At 73.5% G+C, this 24,293-nt stretch carries 16 protein-coding genes, 1 tRNA gene and 1 pseudogene; 9 read left to right on the forward strand and 9 right to left on the reverse strand.

Annotation, left to right across the window (positions count from 1 at the left end; translation table 11 throughout):
* The first annotated feature begins 396 nt into the window (after positions 1-396).
* Positions 397-3,291, forward strand: a complete 2,895-nt coding sequence (locus tag ACN26Y_RS17910) for a glycoside hydrolase family 48 protein (RefSeq protein WP_422734951.1) — start codon at positions 397-399, stop codon at positions 3,289-3,291.
* A gap of 295 nt (positions 3,292-3,586) precedes the next feature.
* Here the strand turns inward: ACN26Y_RS17910 and ACN26Y_RS17915 are convergent, their stop codons facing one another.
* Positions 3,587-4,288 carry a DUF3159 domain-containing protein gene (locus ACN26Y_RS17915; protein ID WP_155331364.1) on the reverse strand — a complete coding sequence of 234 codons (702 nt, stop codon included), beginning with the start codon at positions 4,286-4,288 and terminating at the stop codon, positions 3,587-3,589.
* A gap of 170 nt (positions 4,289-4,458) precedes the next feature.
* Here ACN26Y_RS17915 and ACN26Y_RS17920 point away from each other — a divergent pair, with 170 nt between their 5' ends.
* On the forward strand, positions 4,459-5,340 hold the full coding sequence (locus tag ACN26Y_RS17920; RefSeq protein WP_422733066.1) for a phosphatase PAP2 family protein: 882 nt from the start codon (positions 4,459-4,461) through the stop codon (positions 5,338-5,340).
* Positions 5,337-6,011, forward strand: coding sequence for a maleylpyruvate isomerase N-terminal domain-containing protein (locus ACN26Y_RS17925; RefSeq protein WP_422733067.1), 675 nt, complete (start codon positions 5,337-5,339; stop codon positions 6,009-6,011). Before ACN26Y_RS17920 ends, ACN26Y_RS17925 begins: the two co-directional genes overlap by 4 nt.
* A gap of 51 nt (positions 6,012-6,062) precedes the next feature.
* On the opposite strand, the gene ACN26Y_RS17930 is transcribed toward ACN26Y_RS17925, so the two are convergent.
* Positions 6,063-6,944: a DUF1028 domain-containing protein gene (locus tag ACN26Y_RS17930; RefSeq protein ID WP_155331367.1), complete on the reverse strand. Its 882-nt coding sequence runs from the start codon at positions 6,942-6,944 to the stop codon at positions 6,063-6,065.
* A 127-nt stretch (positions 6,945-7,071) separates the two neighbouring features.
* On the opposite strand from ACN26Y_RS17930, the gene ACN26Y_RS17935 reads away from it, so the two are divergent.
* The 3 genes from ACN26Y_RS17935 (at position 7,072) to ACN26Y_RS17945 (ending at position 8,994) form a co-directional block, all read left to right on the forward strand.
* Positions 7,072-7,863, forward strand: a complete 792-nt coding sequence (locus ACN26Y_RS17935; protein ID WP_422733068.1) for an SDR family oxidoreductase — start codon at positions 7,072-7,074, stop codon at positions 7,861-7,863.
* Between the two features lie 66 nt (positions 7,864-7,929).
* The gene (locus ACN26Y_RS17940) at positions 7,930-8,556 is read left to right on the forward strand and encodes a M23 family metallopeptidase (protein ID WP_422733069.1); all 627 of its coding nucleotides are present in this window, start codon (positions 7,930-7,932) and stop codon (positions 8,554-8,556) included.
* 15 nt (positions 8,557-8,571) lie between these two features.
* The gene (locus ACN26Y_RS17945; protein WP_422733070.1) at positions 8,572-8,994 is read left to right on the forward strand and encodes a nucleotidyltransferase domain-containing protein; all 423 of its coding nucleotides are present in this window, start codon (positions 8,572-8,574) and stop codon (positions 8,992-8,994) included.
* Between the two features lie 31 nt (positions 8,995-9,025).
* Here ACN26Y_RS17945 and ACN26Y_RS17950 read toward each other — a convergent pair whose 3' ends face one another.
* From ACN26Y_RS17950 to ACN26Y_RS17970, 5 genes are all read right to left on the reverse strand, one after another.
* The gene (locus ACN26Y_RS17950; protein ID WP_422733071.1) at positions 9,026-11,515 is read right to left on the reverse strand and encodes a transglutaminaseTgpA domain-containing protein; all 2,490 of its coding nucleotides are present in this window, start codon (positions 11,513-11,515) and stop codon (positions 9,026-9,028) included.
* A complete protein-coding gene (locus ACN26Y_RS17955) occupies positions 11,491-12,663 on the reverse strand; it encodes a DUF58 domain-containing protein (protein ID WP_422733072.1) in 1,173 nt (390 codons plus the stop codon). Before ACN26Y_RS17955 ends, ACN26Y_RS17950 begins: the two co-directional genes overlap by 25 nt.
* 13 nt (positions 12,664-12,676) lie before the next feature.
* The gene (locus ACN26Y_RS17960) at positions 12,677-13,672 is read right to left on the reverse strand and encodes an AAA family ATPase (RefSeq protein WP_422733073.1); all 996 of its coding nucleotides are present in this window, start codon (positions 13,670-13,672) and stop codon (positions 12,677-12,679) included.
* A 29-nt stretch (positions 13,673-13,701) separates the two neighbouring features.
* On the reverse strand, positions 13,702-16,311 hold the full coding sequence (locus tag ACN26Y_RS17965; RefSeq protein ID WP_422733074.1) for a fibronectin type III domain-containing protein: 2,610 nt from the start codon (positions 16,309-16,311) through the stop codon (positions 13,702-13,704).
* A gap of 149 nt (positions 16,312-16,460) precedes the next feature.
* On the reverse strand, positions 16,461-18,923 hold the full coding sequence (locus ACN26Y_RS17970; protein WP_422733075.1) for a tetratricopeptide repeat protein: 2,463 nt from the start codon (positions 18,921-18,923) through the stop codon (positions 16,461-16,463).
* A 189-nt stretch (positions 18,924-19,112) separates the two neighbouring features.
* On the opposite strand from ACN26Y_RS17970, the gene ACN26Y_RS17975 reads away from it, so the two are divergent.
* Positions 19,113-19,196 (forward strand) — tRNA-Leu (locus ACN26Y_RS17975).
* 172 nt (positions 19,197-19,368) lie between these two features.
* Here the strand turns inward: ACN26Y_RS17975 and ACN26Y_RS17980 are convergent.
* Both ACN26Y_RS17980 and ACN26Y_RS17985 read right to left on the reverse strand, forming a co-directional pair.
* Positions 19,369-20,886, reverse strand: coding sequence for a recombinase family protein (locus ACN26Y_RS17980; protein ID WP_422733076.1), 1,518 nt, complete (start codon positions 20,884-20,886; stop codon positions 19,369-19,371).
* A gap of 464 nt (positions 20,887-21,350) precedes the next feature.
* Positions 21,351-22,193, reverse strand: a complete 843-nt coding sequence (locus ACN26Y_RS17985; RefSeq protein WP_422733077.1) for a hypothetical protein — start codon at positions 22,191-22,193, stop codon at positions 21,351-21,353.
* 33 nt (positions 22,194-22,226) lie between these two features.
* On the opposite strand from ACN26Y_RS17985, the gene ACN26Y_RS17990 reads away from it, so the two are divergent.
* Together ACN26Y_RS17990 and ACN26Y_RS17995 are read left to right on the forward strand one after the other, a co-directional pair.
* On the forward strand, positions 22,227-22,610 hold the full coding sequence (locus ACN26Y_RS17990) for a hypothetical protein (RefSeq protein WP_422733078.1): 384 nt from the start codon (positions 22,227-22,229) through the stop codon (positions 22,608-22,610).
* Positions 22,611-22,682: 72 nt separating this feature from the next.
* Positions 22,683-23,917: pseudogene (locus ACN26Y_RS17995) on the forward strand (IS3 family transposase).
* Positions 23,918-24,293: the final 376 nt, after the last annotated feature.

The raw sequence follows: 24,293 nt of genomic DNA on the forward strand, positions 1-24,293 counted from the left end.
CCGGGTGATCTTCCTGGTGGAACTTCGTCGATGGAAGCGCTCCCATCGGCGATGGTGCGACTGTAACGCCCGTCACCGCTTTGTGAAAGCCCCAAAACGAGATCGAAACATCGATCTGCTGCAACGCGCCCACGTGCTTGTGGGAGCGCTTCCATGCATGGCACACTGACGCCCGAGCCAGCGTCACGTGAGCGCGGGTCGCCGAGGGCAGCCGGTGCGTCCGGCGCGGCACCCGAGGTGGGACGGCAGGTCACCGTCGCTCCCGCCGGCCCCGGCCCCGCCGGGGAGACCCTCATCCCGGGCGCCTCGCCCACCGGTACGACACCGGCCAGGCGCCCCGCCGGGACCCCGACCCGTCCCGGCCCGGTCCGAGGAGACACCGCGCACATGAGACATCTGGCACGACGTCGCCGGTTGGCGATGGTCGCCGTCACCGCGCTGGCCGTCGGCGGGGTCACCCTGCCCGCCGGCGTCGCGCAGGCCGCTCCGGCCTGCGACGTGGTCTACGCGACCAACGACTGGAGCACCGGCTTCACCGCGAACATCACCATCAGGAACCTCGGCGATCCCGTCAACGGGTGGACGCTGCGGTTCGCCTTCCCCGGCGACCAGCGCATCACGCAGGGCTGGTCGGCGAGGTGGAGCCAGACCGGCAACCAGGTCACCGCCACGAACGAGTCGTGGAACGGCAACCTCGGCACCGGCGCCTCGACGAACATCGGCTTCAACGCCTCGTACAGCGGCACCAACGCGAAGCCGACGTCCTTCTCGGTCAACGGGGTCACCTGCGGCGGGGCGCAGCAGCAGCCGCCCACGGTCGCGCTGAGCGTGCCGGCCGGGCCCTTCGAGGCACCCGCCGACGTGCCGCTGACCGCCACCGCCAGCGACCCGGACGGGACGATCGGCAAGGTCGAGTTCTACCGCAACGGCCTGCTGGTCAACACCGACACGACGGCCCCCTACGGTTACACCCTGGAGGACCTGCCGGCCGGTGACTACACGGTGCAGGCCAAGGCGTACGACAACGCGAACCTCTCCGCCGTCGCGGAGCAGGCGTTCACCGTCACGCCGGCCTCCGGCCCGCAGCTCCTCGCCACGCCGTCCGCGGTGAGCGTCACCGAGGGCGGGACCTCCACGGTGAACCTGAAACTGACCAGGGCGCCCGCGGCGAACGTCCCGGTGTCCCTCGCCCGCACCGGGGACGCCGACGTCACCGTCGCGCCGACGTCGGTGACGCTCACGCCCAGCAACTGGAGCACCGGCGTGACCGTCACCGTCGCGGCCGCCGAGGACAGCGACACCGTCGGCGGCACCGCCACCATCACCGCGTCCGCAAGCGGGTACGCGCCGCTGGCGATCACCGCCACCGAGATCGACAACGACGTGCCGGGTGGCGGCGACGGCGAGTACGTCGAGCGCTTCCTCGCCCAGTACGGCAAGCTCAAGAACTCGGGGTACTTCAGCCCCGAGGGGGTGCCGTACCACTCCATCGAGACGCTGATCGTCGAGGCGCCCGACCACGGGCACGAGACCACCTCGGAGGCGTTCAGCTTCTGGCTGTGGCTGGAGGCCTACTACGGCCGGGTCACGCAGAACTGGGCGCCGTTCAACAACGCCTGGACGGTGATGGAGAAGTACATCATCCCGTCGCACGCCGACCAGCCCACCGCGGGAGCGGCCGGCACCCCGCAGTACGCCGCCGAGCACGACCTGCCCAGCCAGTACCCGTCGCAGCTGGAGCCCAACGTGTCGGTGGGCCAGGACCCGCTGCGCTCCGAGCTGCAGTCCACGTACGGCACCGGCGACATCTACGGCATGCACTGGCTGCTCGACGTCGACAACGTCTACGGCTTCGGTCGCTGCGGCGACGGCACCACCCGGCCGGCGTACATCAACACCTTCCAGCGCGGCACCCAGGAGTCGGTGTGGGAGACGGTGCCGCAGCCGTCCTGCGACACCTTCGCCCACGGTGGCCAGTACGGCTACCTCGACCTGTTCATCAAGGAGTCCAACGCCCCGGCGAAGCAGTGGAAGTACACCAACGCGCCGGACGCCGACGCCCGGGCCGTGCAGGCCGCGTACTGGGCCCTGACCTGGGCCAAGGAGCAGGGCAAGGCGGCCGACGTGGCGGCCACCGTCGCCAAGGCCGCGAAGATGGGCGACTACCTGCGGTACGCCATGTTCGACAAGTACTTCAAGAAGATCGGCAACTGCGTCGGCCCCACCGCCTGCCCCGCCGGCAGCGGCAAGGACTCGGCGCACTACCTGCTCTCCTGGTACTACGCCTGGGGCGGCGCGTACGAGCCGAACCAGAACTGGTCCTGGCGGATCGGCTCCAGCCACAACCACTTCGGCTACCAGAACCCGTTCGCCGCGTGGGCGCTGACCAACGTGAACGAGCTGAAGCCGAAGTCGCCGACCGCGGTCGCCGACTGGGAGAAGAGCTTCGAGCGGCAGCTGGAGTTCTACACCTGGCTCCAGTCCGCCGAGGGCGGCATCGCCGGCGGCGCGACCAACAGCTGGGGCGGCCACTACGGCCAGCCGCCGGCCGGCACGTCGACCTTCTACGGCATGTACTACGACGTCGACCCGGTCTACAACGACCCGCCGTCCAACCAGTGGTTCGGCATGCAGGCCTGGTCGATGCAGCGGATCGCCGAGCTGTACCTGGTCACCGGCAACGCGAAGGCCAAGGCGCTGCTCGACAGGTGGGTGCCGTGGGCCATCGCCAACACCACGGTCGGCACCAACTGGTCGATCCCGTCGGACATGCGCTGGACCGGCCAGCCCACCACCTGGAACCCGACCAACCCGCAGCCCAACACCAACCTGCACGTCGAGGTCACGGTGAAGGGTCAGGACGTCGGCGTCGCCGCCGCGTACGCCCGGACCCTCATCGCGTACGCGGCGAAGTCGGGCAACGTGGCCGCGAAGAACACGGCCAAGGGCCTGCTGGACGCGCTGCACGCCGCCAGTGACACCCAGGGCGTGTCGACGGTGGAGAAGCGTGGCGACTACCGGCGCTTCGACGACGTCTACGACGCCAGCACCGGCCAGGGGCTCTACGTCCCGCAGGGCTGGACCGGCGAGATGCCCAACGGCGACGTGGTCGCGCCGGGCAAGAGCTTCGTCGACATCCGGTCGTTCTACAAGAACGACCCGGCCTGGCCGAAGGTGCAGGCGTACCTGAACGGCGGGGCCGAGCCGGAGTTCCGGTACCACCGGTTCTGGGCCCAGGCGGACGTCGCGATGGCGTACGCCGACTACGGAAAGTTGTTCCCCGACGGCTGACCGCACACCTCCGGGCGGGCGTCGAGTACGCCCGCCCGGGAACGCCGGCCGGGCGTGGGGGATCGTGACGCCCGCCGGTGGACGGCCTGACTCCCCACGGTCAGGCCGGGGTGGGCCGGCCGTCCGGCCGACGCAGCGGATCGGCCGGCCCACCCCATCACCCGGTTGTGCACAGGGCGCGAAAAAGCCCGAAAAAGGGGCCCGTCGGGGATCACGGACGGGACCGCGACGGAGTAACGTACGTCACCGGAGAGGCCGCTCCCCCCGTGGCGGCCTCTCCCTCATTTTGCGGCCGTCATCGCTCGTGGGCGGTCGTCGCCGGCGTCGCGAGCGTCGCCGGGTCCAACGGGTGACGCAAACCGGGATGGCCGGCGGGCAGCGACCGGCGGACCACCACCCAGCTCACCGCGAGCGCGGTCGCCACCAGCGGCCAGGTGAGCGCCACCCGGGCGACGGTCAGCGCGACGACCTGCCCGCCGAGCCACAGCGGCAGGAACACCGCCACCCGCAGCAGGTACGTGGCGGCCCACACCCAGCTACCCCGCCGGTACGCCCGCAGCAGCGCCGGATCCCGCCGCCACCGGCCACGCTGGCGGAGGGCGACGCCGACGAGCACCCCGAGCAGCGGCCAGCGGATCACGATGCTGACCATCCAGGCGAGCGCGCTCGCCGCGTTGGCCACCAGCTGCACCAGGAAGAAGTCCTCGGCGCGGCCGGTCCGCAACGCGACCAGCGCGGCGACGCAGACGGCGAGCAGACCGACCAGCACCGACCGGGGCCGCTGCCCGCGGCGCCACCGCCAGACGGCCACCGCCGCCCCGGTCACCAGCGCGGCGCCCACACCGAGCGGCAGCGACTCCCCGCCGAGCAGCCAGCCCGCCGCGAACGCCACCGGCGGCAACGTGGCGTCGACCGCCCCGCGGCGCCCCCCGAGCAGGTCGGCGAGCGACTCCGGCGGCCCCGCCGGGGTCGTGCCCTGCTCCGGTGTGCTGGTCACCGTTCACCTCCTACCGTCCGCGCCACGAGTGCCGGTCGAAGCGGCGTCCAGGCGCCGGTCACCGGGCCCGGCGCCGGTTGACCGGCACCCGCGGGACACGTCCCAACCTAGTCGCGGAGCGGTGGCGGGCCACCCGGGCGGCGGCTGTGACGTGTCGGTAGGTTGTCGGGGTGCGGACGACGGCGAGGGGCTGGACGGCGGTCTGGTTGGTCGTGCTCGTGCTGGTGCAGGCGGCCGCCTTCCTCGCCGTCTGGCGCGTGGCCGTGCACACCGAGCTGGGCCAGTGGCTCGACACGGTCGCGCTGACCGGCAACCGGATCGGCCATGACCGCATCGACGGACCGGTCGACCGGATCCTCAACGCCATGTCGGTCGTGTCGCTGCTGGCCGCCACGGCCGTGATCGGCTTCATCGCGCTGATCCGGGGGCGGATCGCCCTCGCGGTCACCGCCACGCTGCTCATCGTCGGCGCGAACGCCACCACCCAGGCGCTCAAGTACGGGCTCGCCCGGCCGGACTTCGGCGTCGACCCGGAGCGAATCTACGCCGGCAACAGCCTGCCGAGCGGGCACACGACGGTCGCCGCATCGGTCGCGGTGGCCCTGGTGCTCGTCCTGCCCCGTACGATGCGGGCCGCCGGCGCGTTCATCGGGGCGGCGTACGCCGCGGCCGCCGGAGTCGCCACCCTCTCCGCCGGCTGGCACCGGCCCAGCGACGCCGTGGCCGCGTACCTCGTGGTGGGCGTCTGGGCGGCGCTGGGCGGGCTGCTGCTGCTGATCACCCAGCGGGAGCAGGCGCAGGTCGAGTCCGCCGACGCGCACCGGGTCGCCGCCGGCGTGCTCGGCATCGGCGGCGCACTGGCGGTGGTGGCCTGCGCCCTGGCCCTGACCTGGCTGACCGACCTGCCCCGGGTCGCCGCGGACGAGCTGAGCCGCCGCCCGCTCTTCGTCGGGTACGCGGGTAGCGCCGCCGGGATCGCCGGCACCATGGGCATCGTCATGGCGCTGGTGCTGGTCAGCGTGCACCGCCTCGTCCCACGGATCAAGGGGTGACCGTGCCGGCGGTACGCGAGGCGTTCCGGGACGAGTGCGGCCGACTCGTCGACGTGCTCCGCGCCATCACCGAGGACGACCTCGACCGGCCCACCGACTGCCGGCCGTGGGCCGTCCGGGACCTGCTCGCGCACGTCCGCACCGGGCTCGGGCGGCTGACCGACATGCTCGCCGCCCCGGCACCGCCCCGGGCGGAGGTGGACGCCGCCGGCTACTTCGGCGCGCCGAAGTTCACCCCGCCCGTCGACGCCGCGCGCATCGACGCCGGCCGCCGCGAGGGCCGGGACCTCACCGCCGCGGACCTCGCCGACGACGTGGACCGGGTGTGGCGGGCGACCCTCGAGGCCGTCGACGCCGAGCCGGCCGGCCGGCTGGTTCGCACCCGGCACGGCGACGCGATGACCGTGGTCGAGTTCCTGCGTACCCGGGTGGTGGAGGTCGGGGTGCACGGCCTGGACCTGGCGGCGGCGCTCGACCGGCCGCCGTGGCTGACCCCGACCGCGGCCGCGGTCGTCGCCGACCTCCTCACCGGCGGCCGGCCGGCGCCGGACGCCCTGGGATGGGACCGGCTCACGCTGATCCGCAAGGCCACCGGCCGGACACCCCTGACCGGCGCGGAGCGGGCCGTCGTCGACGCCGCCGGCTTCCGCTGGCTCTCCTTCGCGCCCTGACCGCCGCGCCGGCGGCGGCCCGTGCCGCCGTCGGGTCGGTGGTGCCCCGCGTCAGGCGGCGGGCAGGGCCTCGCCGGCGGGTCGCGGCGCCGGGACGTGCGGGACCGCCTTGCGGAGCTGGTCCAGCACGACCGGGTCGATGCGGCCCGGCACCAGCCGCTCCTCCAGGTTCTCCAGGCCCGCCCAGGAGAACAGCGCCTCCTCGGGAGCGGCCGGGTCGGCGGGGTGCCCGAGAGCGGTGAGCAGGGCGGCGACCTCGGCGGCGACCGCGCCGGTGAGGTCGAGCAGGGTCGCCGGGTCGGGCCGGCTGAACAGCAGCGTGTGCACGGCGAGCAGCCGGCCCAGCTCGGCCACCGGGTCGGGATGGTCGTCCACCCGCAGGTCCACCAGGACGTCGCCGGTGCCGCCGTACCCACCGCCGCGCTCCACCACCAGCAGCCCGGCGCTCTGCCGGCCCCGCCGGTCGCCGCCGGCCTGGTCACCGGCGCGCAGGGCGGCGACCAGGCGGTCCGGGAACGCCAGGGTCGACCCGCCGAGCCAGCCGTCGCGCACCGCGTCGATCACGTGGGGGCCGGCGAGGATGTTGCCCTGCGCGGCCCACCCGTCCCCGGCCTGGCCACCCGCCCAGGGATGGCACGCCGGGCCGGTCCAGGAGGCGCCGGCCCCGCTCGCGCCGACCACGCCGAGCTGCCGGTGCTCGCGCTCCGGATCGGCGGCGACCAGGCCGGCGACCACGTCCGTGGCGGCCACACCGGTACGCAGCAGCGCCAGGCCCTGCGGCCGGTAGGCGAGGTTCACGTGGGCCTGGGTGGCGAGGGCCCCGACCTCGGCCTCGGCGGCCGGGACCAGGGCGCCCGCGGCGAGGAACCTGCTGGCCACGACGACGCCGTGCAGCCGGCCGTCGTCGGAGCGGGCGACGAGCGAGAAGGTCACGCAACGGAGGGTAGCGCGCGCGGAAGACCGCGCACCGGATCTTGCTCCTCGACGTCGGGAGCCGACATCATCGACGGGTGACGACGCGATGGGGTATGACGGTGCCGCTGGGCGGGGGTGGGTCGCGGTGAACCTGACCGACCGGGTCGTGGTGGTCACCGGTGGCGCCGGGGGCATCGGGTCGGCACTGGCCCGGCGGTTCGCCGCCGAGGGCGCCGCCGCCGTCGTGGTGGCCGACCTGGACGGCGACGCGGCCCGCGCGGTCGCCGGGACCGTCGGGCCGGTCGCGCACCCGGTGCGCGTGGACGTCACCGACGAGGAGCAGGTGAGCGCGCTGGTCGCCGACACCGAGCGGCGGTACGGGCGCATCGACCTGTTCTGCGCCAACGCCGGCGTGGCGACCGGCGGGGGCGTCGACGCGCCGGACACCGACTGGGACCGGGCCTGGCGGGTGAACGTGCTCTCCCACGTCTACACCGCCCGGGCGGTGCTGCCGGCGATGCTCGCCCGGGGCGGCGGGCACCTGCTCATGACCTGCTCGGCGGCGGGCGTGCTGACCGCCGTGGGCGACGCCCCGTACACGGCGACCAAGCACGCGGCGGTCGGCTTCGCCGAATGGCTCGCGATCACCTACCGGGACCGGGGCATCCGGGTCAGCGCCCTCTGCCCGCAGGGCGTCGACACTGCGATGCTCTCGGAAGGGCTGACCGCCGGTCACCTGGGCGCGAAGGTGATCGCCGCGTCCGGCGCGGTGCTCACCCCGGACCAGGTCGCCGACTCGGTGGTGGCCGGGCTCGTCGAGGAGCGCTTCCTGATCCTGCCGCACCCGGAGGTGGCCGCGTACGCCCTCCGCCGCGCCGAGGACCCCGACGGCTGGCAGGCCGGCCTGCGGAAACTGGTCCGCCGCCTCACCGCCTGACGCAGCGGGTCCGGGCGGCGGAACCGGCCTGCCCGCGGCTTGCCGGCGTCTGCGATGCTCGAAACGATGACGACCGACCGCCTCTCCGGACGCCCCACCCTCCGCCTGGTCCTGGTGGTCACGGCGGTCGCGGCCGTCGTCGCGGTCGCCGTGCTCGTCGTGCCGCTGCTGCTCCCGCCGGGCCCGCGCCCGCACTTCCAACTCCCCGTCGCCTGCGGCGAGAGGTGGCGACTCGGCACCTATCCCGGCCACGACGACTACGACGTCGACCTGTTCCCGACGGCGGGCGACCCGTGGGGGCGGCCGGTGCTCGCGTCCGCCGCCGGGAAGGTCACCGTCGCGGGAATCAACGGGTCGCTCGGTGGTCGTACCCCGGGCAACCCGACCGGCCCGCGCGGGCGCGGCGGCGGCTACTGGGTGAAGATCGACCACGGTGGCCGGTGGGAGACGCAGTACCTGCACCTGCTCGAACCGCCGCTGGTCGAGGTCGGCCAGCGCGTCGCCCAGGGCGAGCAGATCGGGCGGGTCGGCAGCACCGGCAACTCCGGCGCGCCGCACCTGCACTACGAGCAGCGGCGTGGCTGGGAGAAGGTCGAGACCTGGTTCGACGGCGCGCCGTCCGGCGTCACGACCGACGACCGGGAGTACTCGGTCACGCTGACCAGCACCAACTGCGTCGACGGCGAACGATAGGTGTCGGGAGCCCGGATGGTGACGGAGGAGCGGGCCCGGGAGGCGTGGTCGGTGGTCGACCGGGTGGCCGGGTGGGCGGCCGGCCGCGAGGACGTCCGGGGCGTGCTGGTGGTCGGCTCCTGGGCGCGCGGGGCGGCGCGGATGGACTCCGACATCGACATCGTGGTCCTCACCGACGACCCGCGGTACGCCGACGCGGACCTCTGGACCGGTCTGCTCGGCGGCGAGGTGACCCGGCTCGCCGAGTGGGGGCCGCTGCGGGAGATCCGCGTACGGCGCCCGTCCGGGTTCGAGGTCGAGATCGGTGTCGCTCCGGTGAGCTGGGCGCGCACCGGGCCGGTCGACGCCGGCACCCGCCGCGTCGTCAGCGACGGCCACCGCGCCGTGCACGACCCGGCCGGCCTGCTGGCCGCGCTGTCGGCCGCCTGCGCGCCGTGATCGGATGACGGCCGCCGGTCGACGCGCGGTCTCAACGCCGGCCCACCGTCATTCGCTCACCACGGCGTCGTCCGTCCCGGGCGCTCACCCGGCCGGTGGGGGGACGCCGGGCCCGGAACAGGGGACCGGGATGCACGGACCAGAGAAGCCGGCGCCACCACGGACGGGCGGCGCGGAGCGCCGCCACGTAGCCCTGAGCGGCGACGACGGCCCGGGTCGACTGTTCCTCGGCGACCGTGCCCGGTGCGAACGCCACCCGGTTGAGCAGGCCCGCCAGCTCCCGGACACTCACCCCGACCGCCTCGTCGTCGGTCCCGGCGGGGGACCGGCGCGCGGCGGCGAGGACGTCGCGCGCGCGGGCGGCGACCTCGGTGGCCGCCAGGTCGCCGGAGACCGGATGACCGGCGAGGCGCAGCGCGTCGGTCACCTCCCGCCAGGCGCCCGCCACGCGCTCGCCGGGGCCACCCCGGGACAACCGGTTCCGGCTGAGCGAGCGGCGCAGCCACAGCAGGGCCAGCAGCAGCGCCGCCGCCACCAGCAGCGTGCCGCCGGTGCCGCCGGCCACCAGCACCGGGGTGGACGGGCCGCCGGACCCGGCCGGCCGGCCCGGCGCGGCCACCGGCTCCGGCGGGAGCGTCGGCTCGGGGGTGGGCTGCGGCGCCTCCGACGGCGGCGGCTCCTCCGGCGGCGGCCGGAAGTCCTCCTCCACCGGGCGCGGCTCGGTGTCCGGCCGGGGCAGCGGGTCGAACGGCACCCAGCCGAGCCCGTCGAAGAGCACCTCCGGCCAGGCGTACGCGTCACCGGCCCGCACCGGGCCGCTGCCCGGCGACTGGAAGCCGACCACCACCCGGGTGGGCAGGCCGGCGAGGCGGCCCAGCACCGCGAACGCCGCCGCGAACTGCTCGGACGTGCCGCGCTGCCCGCCCGCGTCGCGGGGCCCGAACAGGAAGAAGGCCAGATTCGGGTACGCGTGCCCGCTCGGCGCGTCCGCGACGAGCCGGTAGTGCTCGGCGAGGAACTGCTCGACGGCGGCGGCCCGCGCGTACGGTGCCCCGTTGGACTCGGCGAGCTGGGCGGTGAGCCGCCGCAGCGGGTCGGGTACCCCGTCGGGCACCCGCAGCACGCGGGCCACCTCCTCCCCGGCCGGGACGTTCGCCGTGGCCAGGAGGTTGGCGTCCGGCCGCTCCCGGGCGGAGGTCACCGCGTACCGCAGCCCGGGTGTCAGCCCCTCCGGGCGGATCAGCGTCCCGGTGGCCGGGTCGTACGCCACCCGCGCTCCGGTGACCTCGCGGGGGGTGGCGACGGCGGGCAGCAGCCGCCCGGTCAGGTCGGCGACGGTGATGTCCTGCCGTACCGTGTCGACGGTGCTGCCGGCGGCGGGCGCCGTGGCGGGCAGGACCCGGCCGGCGTTGCGGTACGTCGCCCCGACCCGCCAGGTCACACCGTCGTAGTCGCTGAGCACCGCCAGCCGGATCCGCACGTCGTCGCCGCCGGCACCCGCGGCCGGGCCGCCACCGGCGGGCGCTTCGGCTAAGGCGGCGGTCGGGTCCGCGCCGGATGACGGCCGCGTCGTCACCTCCAGCAGCTTCTGGTCCGGGTTCAGGGCCCAGCCGGAGATGCGGATCAGCGGATTCTCGTCGAGGGTGTCCACCCGGGGCGGATCCACGTACCGGCGGGGATCCACCGGGTGCCCCCCGACCTGCCCGGCGAGCGCCGGACCGAGCAGCGCGGCCAGCCCGACCACCACCGCCGCCCCGGCCGCCGACGCCCCGGCGAGCCGGGTCCGCAGCGCGGCGCGCGCCGCCGGTGGCAGGCCGAGCGCCGGGTCGTCGGCGGCCGTCCCGGCCGCACGGGGGACGGCGAGCCCCAGCACCGCCACCGCCACGAACGCCAGCGTCGGCCGTACCGCCGGGTCGGCGTTCGGCCCGACCACGTAGAGCGCGCCGGCGTAGAGCAGCACCGGCGGCAGGTAGCCGAGCAGCACCCGGCCCGCCCGCAGCGCCACCTCCGTGGCGGCGAGGCCGGCCAGCCAGGCGGCGACGACCGGGACCAGCACCGTGTCCGGCGTGGGCTCGACCGGGATCATCGCGGTCAGCAGCCGGGGGATGCCGTTGCGGGCGGCGTCGGCGGCCACCTCGACCAGCGATCCGGGCAGGTCGGCCCGGCCCGCGGCCAATCGCAGCGACCACAGTGTCCACGCCGTCATGCCGAGCACCGACAGCGGCGCCACCAGCCACGACGGCAGCCGCCGGCACGCCACCCCGACCAGCACCGACCCGGCCGCCGCGCCCGCGACCAACCCGGTGAGCAGTTCCCCCGCGTACACCCGCCCCAACGCCACCCCGGCGAGCGCCACCATGCCCCCCACCGCCACCACCACCGGAATGTCGGTAAGGAAGGGCCCCCTCGCAACGCCTGCGGTAGTAGAAGGGCCCCTTGTTAACACCTCGGGCCGGGCATCCACCGGGTCCGGACAGGGGGTTCGGGTCGTCGCGGTCACCAGCGCCGCACCCGGTCCCACTCGGCGGCGAACGCGGCGCCGTCCACGGCGTCGATCACCACCAGGTCGGTCGCCTGCGCCGGCCGCGCGGCCCCGAACACACCGACCACCACCGACGGGTACGCGCCCCGCAGCGCCCCGATCCGCCCGAGCGAACCCTGCCCGCCGGGGCCGGTGAGGACCACCAGCGTGTCGCCGGGGCGGTCCCGCCGCAGCCGGGTAAGGGTGGCGTCGAGTGCATTCTCGCCGAGCTGCGCCGCCGCGAGCCGGTCCAGCGGGGCCGTGCCGGATCCCGCCGTGCCGGATCCCGGCGCGGTGAATCCCGTCGTGTCGGCCGCTTCCGGCGCGACCAGCAGCAGCACCACCGGCAGGTCGGCGCGGACGGCGGCGGTGACCACCGACGCCGCCGCCTCGCACGCCGACTCGAACGACTCCGCCACCCCGTTCACCCGATCCGGGTGGGCCGTCGCCCGGTTGTCCAGCAGCACCACCAGGCGGGGCAGGCTGGTGTCGACGTTCTCGCGGACCATCAGCTCACCCACCCGGGCGCTGGTCCGCCAGTGCACGCGGCGCAACTCGTCGCCGACCACGTACTCCCGCAGCGAGTCGAACGTGATCGAACCGTGCGGCACGGCGTCCACCCGCCCGTCCAGGCTGCGGCCGGCGCCGGTCGGCACCGCCGTCAGCGGGTGTATTCGCGGGTGCACCCACACCGGGACCGTCCCGCCGTACGGGCGGGACAGCGCCACCAGCCCCAGCGGATCCCGCCGGGTGACCCGCAGCGGCCCCACCGGCACGACACCCCGGCGTGCCGTCGGCACGTCGTACCGGACCGTGGTGTCCCGCCCGGGACGCAGCCGCAGCAGCGGCACCGGCACGCCCGCCCCGCCGCACCGGTCCTCGGCCACCAGGCTCGCCGCGCGCAGCCGGCCCGTGTTCCGCACGGTCAACGTCATCGCGGCCGGCTCACCCCGGGCCACCCGGTCCGGTTCGGCGTGGCGCGTCACCTCCAGCCGGGGCCGCCACGCCGCGGTGACCAGCGCGTACCCGACCGCGGTCCCGGCCGCCGCGCCGAGCAGCGCCAGTTCCGGGTACGCGAACCGGAAGCCGACGGCCAGCAGCACGACGGCGGCGACGAGCAGCCCGACACCCCGGGCGGTGATCCCCACGGCAGCGCCCCGGTCAGCTCCGCGCCGGGGCCGGCTGCCCGGAGGGGAGCGGCACCGGCACCGAGGCGACCGCCTGGCGCAGCACCTCCGTCGCGGTCACCCCGCGCACCTGCGCGTCCGGGGTGAGCAGCAGCCGGTGTGCGAAGACCGGCTCGGCGAGGGTCTTCAGGTCCTCCGGCATGATCCAGCCCCGCCCGTCGATCAGGGCGTACGCGCACGCCGCCCGGGTCAGCGCGATCACCCCCCGGGGACTCACCCCGACCCGGACCTGCGGGTGGTTCCGGGTCGCGGTCGCGAGCTTGACCGCGTACGCGTACAACGGCTCGGCGATGTGCACCCGCCGGGCCATCCGCACCATCTCCCCGACGGTGGCCGTGTCGGTCACCGGAGTCAGCGCCTCCGGGGAGCGGACCGTCGCCCCGCGCAGCACCTCCACCTCGACCGCCTCGTCCGGGTACCCGACGGAGAGCTTCACCAGGAAGCGATCCAGCTGGGCCTCGGGCAGCCGGTACGTGCCGTCCATCTCCACCGGGTTCTGCGTGGCCACCACCAGGAACGGCTGCGGCACGGGATGGCGGACGCCGTCCACGGTGACCGTGCGCTCCTCCATCACCTCCAGCAGCGCCGACTGGGTCTTCGGCGACGCCCGGTTGATCTCGTCGGCGATGACGATGTTGGCGAACACCGGCCCCGGGTGGAACTCGAACCCCCGGGTCGCCTGGTTGAAGATGGTCACCCCGGACACGTCGGAGGGCAGCAGGTCCGGCGTGAACTGGATCCGCCGCCACTCACCCTTCACCGTGGCCGCCACCGCCCGGGCCAGGGTGGTCTTGCCGACCCCCGGCACGTCCTCCAGCAGCACGTGCCCCTGCGCGAACAGGGCGGTCAGGGCGAGCCGCACCACCTGCGGCTTGCCCAGCACGACCGCGTTGACGTTCTCGGCCAGCCGGGCGGCGAGCGCGGCGAAGCCCTGCACCTCCGGCTGGGTGAGCGGCTCGGGGGGAATCACGCGGTGGTGCTCCTTGCCTGGCGTCGAAGTCAGCAGGTGGGCAGGACGCCGATGTCGTCGCCGCCGTCGAGGTTCAGCCAGGCCCAGGGAATGTAGTTGCGTCCCTTGTAGTCGACCTGCACCCACCAGGTGCTGCGCTTGTGGTCGTTGTAGATGTACGCGTACACCTCTTCGCCCTGCCTTCTGCAGAACGCCTTGAGCCGCGTCCCCGGCCGCGCCCACCCGACCTGCCGGTTGTTGTCCTGCCGGGGAACGGAGAAGACCTCGTTGCCGTTGCGGCCGTCGACGTCCGCGTCGCAGTACGTGGCCTCCGCCCCGGAGTCACCGTTACGGCAGGTGGCCGTCCCGTAGAGCGCGGCGGTCGCCTGGGCGCGCGTGGCGGTGCCCTGGCCGGCCGCGTTGCTCGCGGTGACCGTGAACGTGTACGCCGTGCCCGGCGCCAACCCGGACATGGTGATCCGGGAGCAGGGGCCGGCCTTCGCCGGCTCGCCGCCGGTGCTGAGCGCGCAGGTCGCCTGACCGCCGCCGGCGTCCACGGTGAACGTCACCGTCGCCGCGGTGGCCGTCGCCGACGAGCCGGTCACCGTCACCCGGGGCTCAGCCACCGTCCGGGCGGTGGCGGTCGCCTCCGGACCGGGCCCGGCCTCGTTGACCGCCTTGACGGTCACCGTCACGTTCTGCCCGTCGCCCAGGCCGTTCACCGTCGTGCGGGTGTCGGTCACCTCGCTGCGCCGGCCGCCCACATCGACCAGGTAACCCGTCACCGGCCGCCCGTTCGGCTCGGCCGGGGACCACCGCACCGCGACCGTGCCGGGCTGGTCGGCCACCGTCGTCGCCCGCAGGTCCACCGGCCGCCCGGGCGCCGCGTACGGCACGACGGTGTTGCTCACCGGGGACGCCGCCGAACCCGCGCCCTTGTCGTTCACCGCCACGACCGTGAACGCGTACTGCGTGCCGTACTCCAGCTCGCCCGCCGGCACCACCAGCTCCGTCTTCGTCGACTCGCCGGCCGGGGCGTTCGTGCCGGCCGAGGAGGCGGTGACCGCGTACCGGGCGATCGTGTTGCCCTGCCCGTTCGCCGCCGGCCAGCGCACCACCACCGTGCCGTCCGGCCGCGCCTCGGCGGTGACGCTCGCCGGCGGGTCCGGGACCGCCGCCGTCGGCGTCACCGGGTTGCTGGTACGGGCCGGGCCGTCGCCCTTGGCGTTGACGGCGAACACCGAGAACCGGTACGTCTCGCCGTTGGTCAGGCCCTTGACCTCGACCGCGCGCTGGTTGGCGCCCACCTCGACGCGCTGGCCGCCCCCGCTCACCACGTACCTGGTGATCTCGGCGCCGTTGGCGGCGGCGGCCCGCCAGCTCACCCGCGCCTGGGCGTTGCCGGCCGCGGCGGTGACCGCGCGGGGTGGCCCCGGCTTACCCACCGTCGGTTTCTTCGGCGGGGGCGGCGGCGGGGGAGCCGGCGGCGGGTCGCCGCCGAGCACGTCGTTGGCGTACTTGTCGACCTCGCGCACCTGGTGCCGGTCGTCCACCACCCGGGCGGTCGAGGAGTCGGGGGCGTTGATGAAGAGGTGGTTCTCCCGGACCTCCAGCTCCAGCGGCCCCGCCGGCCGGCCCTTCACGGTGTCGACCAGCTGGCCGGCACCGTCGAACGCGTACACGGTGCCGGTCGCCTCGTCCGCGCAGTAGATCCGGCCGGCCCACGACACGGCCGGGCCGAGGCCGGCCCCGCTGCCCGGCACGGTGAAGCTGCGGACCACGCCGTCGGTGACGACGTGCACCCGCCGCTCGGCCGGCACGGTGACCGGCACCGCCGGCCCGCTGGTGCGGGCGGGCAGCGCGGCGGGCGCGGACGTCGTCAGTGGCGTCCGCGTCACGTCGCCCCGGCGCACCAGGACCAGCACGCCCGCCGTCCGGTCGAGCACCGCCACCCCGTCGTCCAGGGCGGACACGACCAGCTCGTGGCTCGGCTCGGCCACCTCGTACGTCTCGACCCGCTTCGGGCTGAGGCCCGCCCCGGCGGGTGCGGCGGACACCGGTGCCGACGGCAGGGGCGCGGCGGTGACCGCCGAGACCGTGCCCTCGCTCGGGACGGCGATCCACAGCCGACCCTCGCCGTCGAACGACCCCCCGGTGATCCCCGGCGGGTAGCGGACCGGCTCGCCCACCGGCGCCAGCGAGCGCGGGTCGAGCTGCCGGACGACACCCTGCACCGCGTCCACCACGAACGCCGCGTCCTCGTGCAGCGCGACGTTCACGCCCAGCCCGGGGGTCGTCCGCGAGGTGGCCGTGATCTGGAGGGTGGCCAGGTCCAGCGAGCTGACCTGGCCGGTCGTCAGATCCCGCAGGACCAGCAGCCGGTCGGTCTGGGTGACCTGCATCAAGTGCCGCCGCGCGCCCGGAACCTCCACCCGGGTGTCCACCCGGGCGGTCACCCCGTTGACCCGGGCCAGCTCGCTGCGCGCGGTGCTCCACAGCCAGGAACTCGCGTCGTAGCTGGCGACCGCGTTGTCGGCGGCGCCGACACCCAGCACCGTCAACCCCAACGCGGCCAGCAGGGCCGCCACCGTGGCGACGGTGACCAGCCCGCCCCGGAACCGGCGGGGCGGGGCGTTCACGGTGTCGTCGGCGGTGGCCACAACCGGCTGCCTCTCCGTGTCGTTTGAGCAGGTGACGGGGCCGGAAGCGGCGGCCCTCCCCGAAAGCCGGGTGCCATCATATGGGCCCGGCCGTGCCAGGGGAACCCGTACCGTCCCCCTGTGGACACACAGCGTGTGCGATCCCGCCGTCACCTCGCCCGGTCGGTGCAGACCTGTCCGGACGTGGCGAACGTGTCCGTCGAGTACACGGCGAGCACCGTGAAGCAGTAGTCCACCCGGGAGTTCAGCCCGTTGACCGTGTAGCTGGTCACACCCGGGTCCACCCTGGCCAGCACGCCCAGGCCCTGACCCGCACGACCGGCGGCCACCATGAACGGCACCGCCCCACCGGACGGGTCGGTCCAGGTGAGGGTGATCGTGGCGGAGTCGTCCCGCAGCGCCAGGTCCGTCGGCGGCGCACCGGTCGCCACGCTCGGGCTCGGGCTCGCCGTCGTGACCGGCGGGGGAGCGGCGGCCGGCGCCGGCTCGTCGCGGCCGAGCACCACCGCGCCCACTCCGGCGGCCACCACGATGGCCAGGCCCACGGCCGCGACCAGGCCGATCACCACGATGCGGTTCCGGCCGCGCCCCTCCGGCTCCCTGACCGGGTACGCGGACAGCCCACCCCCCGGCGGACCGATGGTCGGGTACGCGGGCTGGGTGCTGCCGGCGGTGCCGGCGGTCGGTGCGCCGCTGGTCGGGTACGCGGGCTGGGTGCTGCCGGCGGTGCCGGCGGTCGGTGCGCCGCTGGTCGGGTACGCGGGCTGGGTGCTGCCGGCGGTGCCGGCGGTCGGTGCGCCGCTGGTCGGGTACGCGGGCTGGGTGCTGCCGGCGGTGCCGGTGGCCGGTGCGCCGCTGGTCAGGATCGCCGGCTCGCCAGCGCCGGACGGAACGTCATACCGGCTGGCAAACGCCGGTGGTGCAGCGGCGTCCCACCGCGACTCGGCCATCACCCAGGGCGGGACCGGTGCCGCACTGACCGGGGGCCCGCTGGCGGGGGAGTGCGGCCAGGGAGGCTCGCTGACCTGCGACGGCCCGGGCGGCGTGCTCACCGGCGAAGCGGTGGCCGGAGGCGTCCCCGGTGGTGAACCGCCCACCGGGTGGTTCGAGGCGGGCCCGGTGTCCGGATCGCCGGCCGCCGCGCCTTCGGCGCCGTGCCGAGGAGCCACCGGCGGTGCCTGCTTGCCGGGCCGGGCGCTTCCGCGCGTGGCCTCCTCGGCGAGCAGCGGTTCGATCTGCCGTACCCGGACCGTCGGGGCGTCCCAACGCGTTCCGGGCACCGCCTCGGCGGACGGGCCGGCCGAGGTCGGCGGCCCGGAGGCGGGGGCCAGTCTGCCGCCCCGACCGTCGGCCGCGTCGGCCGGGCCCGTGTCGCTGATCGGCTGCCGAGAAGCAGGCAGGGTGGGCGACTGTCGCGTGGCGGTGCCGGGCGCCGTCCCGTGGGCTGCCGGCCCGCCCTTGACGGGGTCGGGCGCGGGCGGTGAGGGGTGCGGCTCGGGATGCGGCCGAGTCGGCTGGAACGCCGACGGCGGTGACCCCTGCGACGGGGCGTGCGTGACGGGCGGTGCCACGTACGCCGATGGGCCGGTCGTGGCTGCTGCCCGGTGTGGCGTCGCGCCGACCGGCCCGGTTGTGGTGGCTGGCCGGGATGGCCCGGCGGACGGCCCGGTTGTGGTGGCCGGCCGGGTCGGCTCGGCGGACGGAGGCCGGGTGGATGGGCTGGCAGCCGGGGGGACAGCCTGCGGCGACACCGGTGGGCCCGAGGTCGGGGCGACCACCTGCCGCGGCGCTGGCGGAACCTGGAGCGGGAAGGGGACTGGCGACGGCGCCGGCGGGGCGTGGAGCGGAGCGGTGACCGACGGCGGCGCGGGGCGGCCGGGTGCCGGAGCGGTCGGTGGCGGCGCAGAGGACGGGCCGCGGCCCGTGGTGGTCGACCGGGCGACCGTCGTGGCGCCGTCGTGCGGTCGCCAGGAGGTGCTGAGCACCGCCAGGGAAACCGTGGGTGCGGTCAGCGCGGCGAGATCGGGCACGCTCCCGGAGGAGCCCGCGCCGCCGGAAGTCGGCGAGGGCGGCGGGCCGACCGGGTGCACGTCCGGTGGAGGCGTCAGACCGGTCGACGCGGCGAGGCCGGGGGCCTGATCGACGGCGTCCGGCGTACCCGGCGCGGTGTCGGCCGGGGCGGGAGCGGCATCGCCGAGGTACGCGCGTGCGGCGCGTACCGCCGGATGGTCGGCGCCGAGCACGGCGGGCCCGGCGGTGGCGACGCGGCGGTAGTTGCGGCGGGCCTCGTGCCGGTTGCCGAGTTCGTCGGCCACTGCGGCCAGCTCGAAGGAGAGCGCCAACATCAGCGGGTCGGCGTGCGGCCAGCGGCGCTCGCCGGCCGCGAACGCCTCCTCCAGGACCCGGCGGGCGGCGGCCGGGTCGTCGGCCTCGCGGTGGAGCCGGGCCAGCAGGTGGGCGGTGCTCAGCACGTCGGGGTGGTCCGGGCCGTAAGGCGGACCGGCGGACTCGACGGCCTCGCCCAGCAACCGGCGTGCGGCGGTCAGGTCACCCGCGTCGCGCAGAGCGAGGGCCCGGTGCTGGACGGCGGCCAGGGGGGAGGGATGCGACACGTCGTCATGCTGCCGGCACGATGTGCTCCGACGCTACCCGGAGCGGCCCGTTCGTCCGGTTCCGCCCACCCGCCGGGAGTCGATGTGCATGATCCACGGGGGCGGTGTACAGTAACTCCCCGTGCGGCCCGCCGGGCGGCCGACCGGTGAGAAGATCACCTCGGCCGGCGCGGTAGGCTGGACGTGCAGGTCCGGGTGGCGGAATGGCAGACGCGCTAGCTTGAGGTGCTAGTGCCCGTATAGGGCGTGGGGGTTCAAGTCCCCCCTCGGACACAATCTTGTACATGATCCACTTGGGGCCGCCTGAGCAGACACCGTGCGGGTCGTCGGCCGGTAGGTCAGGGTGAGCCCCAGTTCGCGGTAGATCAATGCCTTATCGGCAGGGTCAGCGTCGCGGAGCACGGCGGCAATGTTTCCCAGAGCCTCTACGACGCGGTGGATCTCGTCAGCGCTCATGGTCCGACGTCCGGTGAAGCGACGCAGGTTGGCCTCGGCGGTGACCTGTTCGGCTTGGACGTCGGCGATCCATCGGCTGACGACGGTGGGATCGGCGCCGCTGTCCAGGGCGGCGCGGTAGCGGTCCAGCCGGGTGGCGCAGGGTTTCCCGTGCCGCCTTGATCGCCTGTTGGTCGACGTCGTCGTGCTGCGCGTCGGCCATGGCCTGGACAGTTGCGGTGAGTCGGCTGGGCGAGAAGGCTCGGGCGAGCCATGGGTCGAGTTGTTCGAGGATGTGGTCCTCGCGGACATAGACGCTGCGGGGGTGTGCGATGCGGTTGGCATCGGCGTACTCGGCGGCGTAGGTGCAGCGGTAGTTGTTGCGGTCGTTGTTGTAGCTGCCGATCATGCGTCGTTGGCAGATGCCGCAGTTCAGGAGGCCGGACAGTGCGTAGTTGCGCTTGCTGGCCCGGGGCTTCATGACCCCGTCGGGGCGCCTGCCCGCACTGGCGATCAGCGTCTGGACGCGAGTGAAGGTCTCGTCATCGATGAGCGGTTCATGGGCCAGGGCCCCGGAGTAGATCCACTCCTCGGTGGGGTTCCAGCGCAGTTTGGTCTCGTGTCCGAGGGCGACGTCGTCAACGTCGATCAGGATCTCGGTCTTGCGCTGCTTGTTCCATACCTGCCGTCCGGTGTAGCGGGGGTTGGTCAGGATGACGCGGATGGCACTCTTGCTCCATGCTGCGGTCGTGCGGTGCGGGTTGCGTCGCCGGTCGTAGGCCGATGGGGAGAGGATGCCGTCGCGGGTGAGTCCTTCGGCGATGGCGAAGATGCCGTGTCCGGCGAGGTATTCGGCGTAGATGCGCCGTACGACGGGTGCCGTGAGCGGGTCAGGTTCCAACCGGTGCAGCCGTCGACCGTCAGCGGCCTTGCTCGGATTCGGGTGGGGGCCGGCGTCAACGATTTGGTAGCCATAGGGTGGCCGTCCACCAAGGAATCGGCCCTCCGTGGCAGCTTGGGCGGCCATGGCACTGCGCACCCGCACCTTGATGCGGTTACGTTCGCCCTTGCTCATTCCCCCATAGAGTGCCATGACGAGGTCGTGGGCGTCGCTGCCCGGGTCGACAGCCCCACCGACCTCGGGCACCCACAGCGCGACACCGTAGTGCTCGAACAGCGGGAAGGTGAGGCCGAACTGGTTGCCGTAGAAGGCGCGTTGCGGCTCGCCGATCACCACGGCGTCGAAGCCGCGGCGCGGCTCGCGGAGCGCGGCGAGCAGGCGGGCCGCTTCCGGGCGGCGCTTCCAGGGCAGTGAGCGGGACAGGCCGACGTCGAAGAACTCGACGACCACCTGTCCGCCTGCCGGTTCGATGAGCGCTCGTGACCGGGATAGTTGCCATGCCCGAGAGGCTTCCGGATCCTGTTGGTCCTCAGTCGACACTCGTCCGTAGAACGCGAATCGAAGCGGCTGTGAAGCAAAAGTCCGCACTGTGGAGCTATGGCTTTTGTTCGTCCATTCCATTGTCATGCTTCCTTGCTCTTGGGGTGAAGAAGTCGTTGATGCGCGGCAAGCAGTACCCGTAGAAGTGTGCGCGCGGCGACCTGATTGAGGTCGGGTGGATCCGTTGGCACGATTACGGTTAGTCGTTGGGGGTCCTGTTTGTGTGTCGTCTGTCCCCTGGGGTGATTGTATTCGTGGTCATGGGAAATCGGAAAATCTGGTTTCTGTGGTGCCATAGGCGCTCCGAGGGTTAATGGTCATCGTTTGATTGACTTGACACGAAACCTTCATCGGGTGCCTTCCTTCCGTGGGCTTGCTACTTCGGAGATGGAGTAGCCCGCAGCGCATCAGCTCTGCGGGATTCTGTCTGTCGCTTAACGACGACATGGAGGCACAGCGAAAAGCCCCACCCAGAACTCGGTGGGGCCTTTACTGACTGGAGCCGCTACCCTGCTATCCGGTCACAGCGGCCCGTAGTTTGGTTGAAATCTTCAGCTGGTTTGCTTGTCGATAAAATGGCGTAGCGCCTGCCCGGCGGTAGGGAAGGCGAGTCGCAGTGTGTGCGCGGTGAGTTGAATTCCCCACCATGTGAGGGTGAAGAGGTAGCCGACGATCAGTGCGCTGCTGGTGTTGCTGGTGAAGACGATGGCGTAGCCGATGGCGAGGCCGGGCGCGGTGATGGTGCGGATGGTGCGGCTTCGGCTGGCGGTCAGGGCGGTGGCGATGCCGAGGAGAGCCGCTCCGGCGCTGCCGATGAGGCCCGGCATGCCGGTCCAGTCGACGGGTGGGCTGATCGTGAGAGCCGCCCGCATGAGGTAGATGCCGACGGTGGCGATGGCGGCGTGCACGACTGCGGGTCGGGTGCGTTCGAGCCAGGTGGGCAGGTCGGTGGCGGGGATGCGCGGTGCGGTGGCGGCAATGACGGTGGCGCAGGCAGCCAGGGGTAGTGCGGCGCCGAGGGTCCATTTCAGGTAAGGGCTGTAGTCGTATCCGACGGAGGTGCCGGTGGCGAGGCCGTAGAGGGCGGCGGCGACGGCTCCTGCGACGGCGGCGGCGAGGTATCCGCGTCGGATGAGGGTGCCGGTGGCGGGTTCGGGTGCTGATGTGGTGGGTGTTCCGGCGAGCCAGGTAGTCGGGGCGAGGTGCGCTACCGCGAAGGCCGTGAGCATGGCGAGCGCACCCGCGGCGCCGAGCTGGGGTAGGGAGGTGCGAACGCCGATGATCCGAAACTCGACGGTCGTGATGTCGGCGGTTAGCACTGCTTGCAGGAGGAGGGCGAGTGAGCAGGCGGTGAGCACGGTGGCGCTGGTCAGGTCCCGGACGCGGAGTCGCACGCGCGGCAGTTGAGTGTTGGCGGCGGTACGTGCGTGAGGCTGTGGTGCGGTGAGGGCGAGGGCGCCGTCAGCCAGGGCGTGGGACTGGCCGGTGAGGGTGGCCGGGGTAAGGCCGGTCGCGGTGGCCAGCCGATCCGCCAGTCCGGGCACCGGCTCGGTTTGGTGAAGGATGACGCCGGCGAGGTGCTGGCGGTCGATGTCGGCGGCGTCGAGGATGTCACGGACCGCATCGTGAACCGCGTCGAGGAGGGGCTGCGCGGCGACCGCGACATCGTCGCGGGTGATCACGGCGGGTTTGCGGGGCGCGGGGAGCAGGACCGGCGCGCGGTCCTGCGCAACGAGGAGTTGTCTGGCCTGGCGGACGGATTCCAGCAGGACTCGTCCGTCCTGAGTCTGGTCGGTTATGTCCGCGCGTAGTGGGTCGTCGTCGGTGGTCGTGTCCCGCACCGGGTTTGATGGAGACATCGAAACCTGGGAGGAACACCTGCGATGCCCGCACCGAAGAAGTACAACGATGAGCTGCGTGAGCGTGCGACCCGGCTGGCGGTCGAGGCGCGTCGGGATCCGGCGTCCGCGACTGGGGCGATCCAGCGGATCGCCGGTCAGCTCGGCATTCACCCAGAGGCGTTGCGCACGTGGGTGAAGAAGGCCGAGACCGACGCCGGACAGCGGCCGGGCACGACCAGCAGCGACGCGGAACGCCTTGCCGCGTTGGAGCGGGAGAATCGTGAGCTGCGGCGGGCCAACCAGATCTTGAAGTCCGCGGCGAGTTTCTTCGCGGCGGAGTTGGACCGCCCGTCGCGATGAAGGTCGCCTTCGTCGACTCCCAGAAGGCAGAGCACGGTGTCCAGCCGGTCCTGCAGGCGCTCGAAGACACGCCGGCACAGATCGCACCGTCGACCTACTACGCCACCAAGACCCGCCCGGCCTCGGCCCGGTCACGGCGCGACGAGGAACTGACCGAGATGATCGAGCGCATCCACCAGGAGAACTACGGCGTCTACGGCGCCCGCAAGATCTGGCACGAGCTGCACCGCCAAGGGGTGCCGGTGGCCCGGTGCACGGTCGAGCGACTGATGCGCGAGTCCGGACTGCGCGGGCTGCTACGGGACAAGGCGCCGCGTACGACCCGGCCCGCCGCCGAGACGGGACGCCCCGGTGACCTGGTCAAACGCGACTTCACCGCGGAACATCCGAACCAGCTGTGGGTCGCCGACCTGACCTACGTACGCACCGCCGTGGGCTGGGTGTACGCCGCGTTCGTCCTCGACGTGTACTCCCGCATGATCGTCGGCTGGCAGGTGTCCCCGTCGCTCTACACCGACCTCGCGTTGGACGCGTTGAAGATGGCGATCTGGCGCCGCGAGAACCAGGACGCTGACCTGCGTAAACTGGTCCATCACTCGGACCGGGGAGTCCAGTATCGAGCGATTCGCTACAGCCAGCGGCTCGCCGAGGCCGGCGCCGTCGCCTCGGTCGGGGCCAAGGGAGACTCGTACGACAACGCCATGGCCGAAGCGTTCAACTCCCTGTACAAGGCCGAACTCGTCCGCAACCGAGGCCCGTGGCGCGGGCTCGACGACCTCGAGATGGCCACCGTCGAGTACATCGACTGGTACAACAACCGAAGGCTGCACGGCGAACTCGGCCACATCCCACCCGCCGAACACGAGGCACTACACGCGATGACCCACCCGGTCACCGCACCCCTGAAAACCAGCTAACCAACTCTCCACCAAACCCGGGGCTTGACACCATCCCCGGCGCCCACGCCTGGCTGCGCGTGCGCTCCTACATCTCCACCACCGGCAAACACGGCATCTCAGCGATCACAGCCCTCCGAGACGCCCTCACCGGAAACCCGTGGCTCCCCGCCCTACCTGAATAGTCACCTGTCAGGGACTCCTGATCTCCCCGGACCATCACGATCCAAGGCTCAAGTGTCCAGGACCAGGGGGCAACTCCCAGCTTCCAGCCTTTCAAGGGCAACTCGCCGCTGCGGTGCCGCTTCGAGGTTGACTGTGACGGGCCGTTCGGGCCGGTCGAGACCGCCAGCTACGACTTGGACCTGACGCCGTACCAGGGTGGTTGGGCTGCCCC

Source organism: Micromonospora sp. WMMD558 (assembly GCF_049315255.1).
Taxonomy (GTDB): Bacteria; Actinomycetota; Actinomycetes; order Mycobacteriales; family Micromonosporaceae; genus Micromonospora.

What these genes read in the sequence shown, in the direction of transcription:
- ACN26Y_RS17980 (WP_422733076.1), bottom strand. Translation starts at nt 20,886, where the DNA reads ATGACAATGGAATGGACGAACAAAAGCCATAGCTCCACAGTGCGGACT.
- ACN26Y_RS17945 (WP_422733070.1), top strand. Translation starts at nt 8,572, where the DNA reads ATGGTGACGGAGGAGCGGGCCCGGGAGGCGTGGTCGGTGGTCGACCGG.
- ACN26Y_RS17940 (WP_422733069.1), top strand. Translation starts at nt 7,930, where the DNA reads ATGACGACCGACCGCCTCTCCGGACGCCCCACCCTCCGCCTGGTCCTG.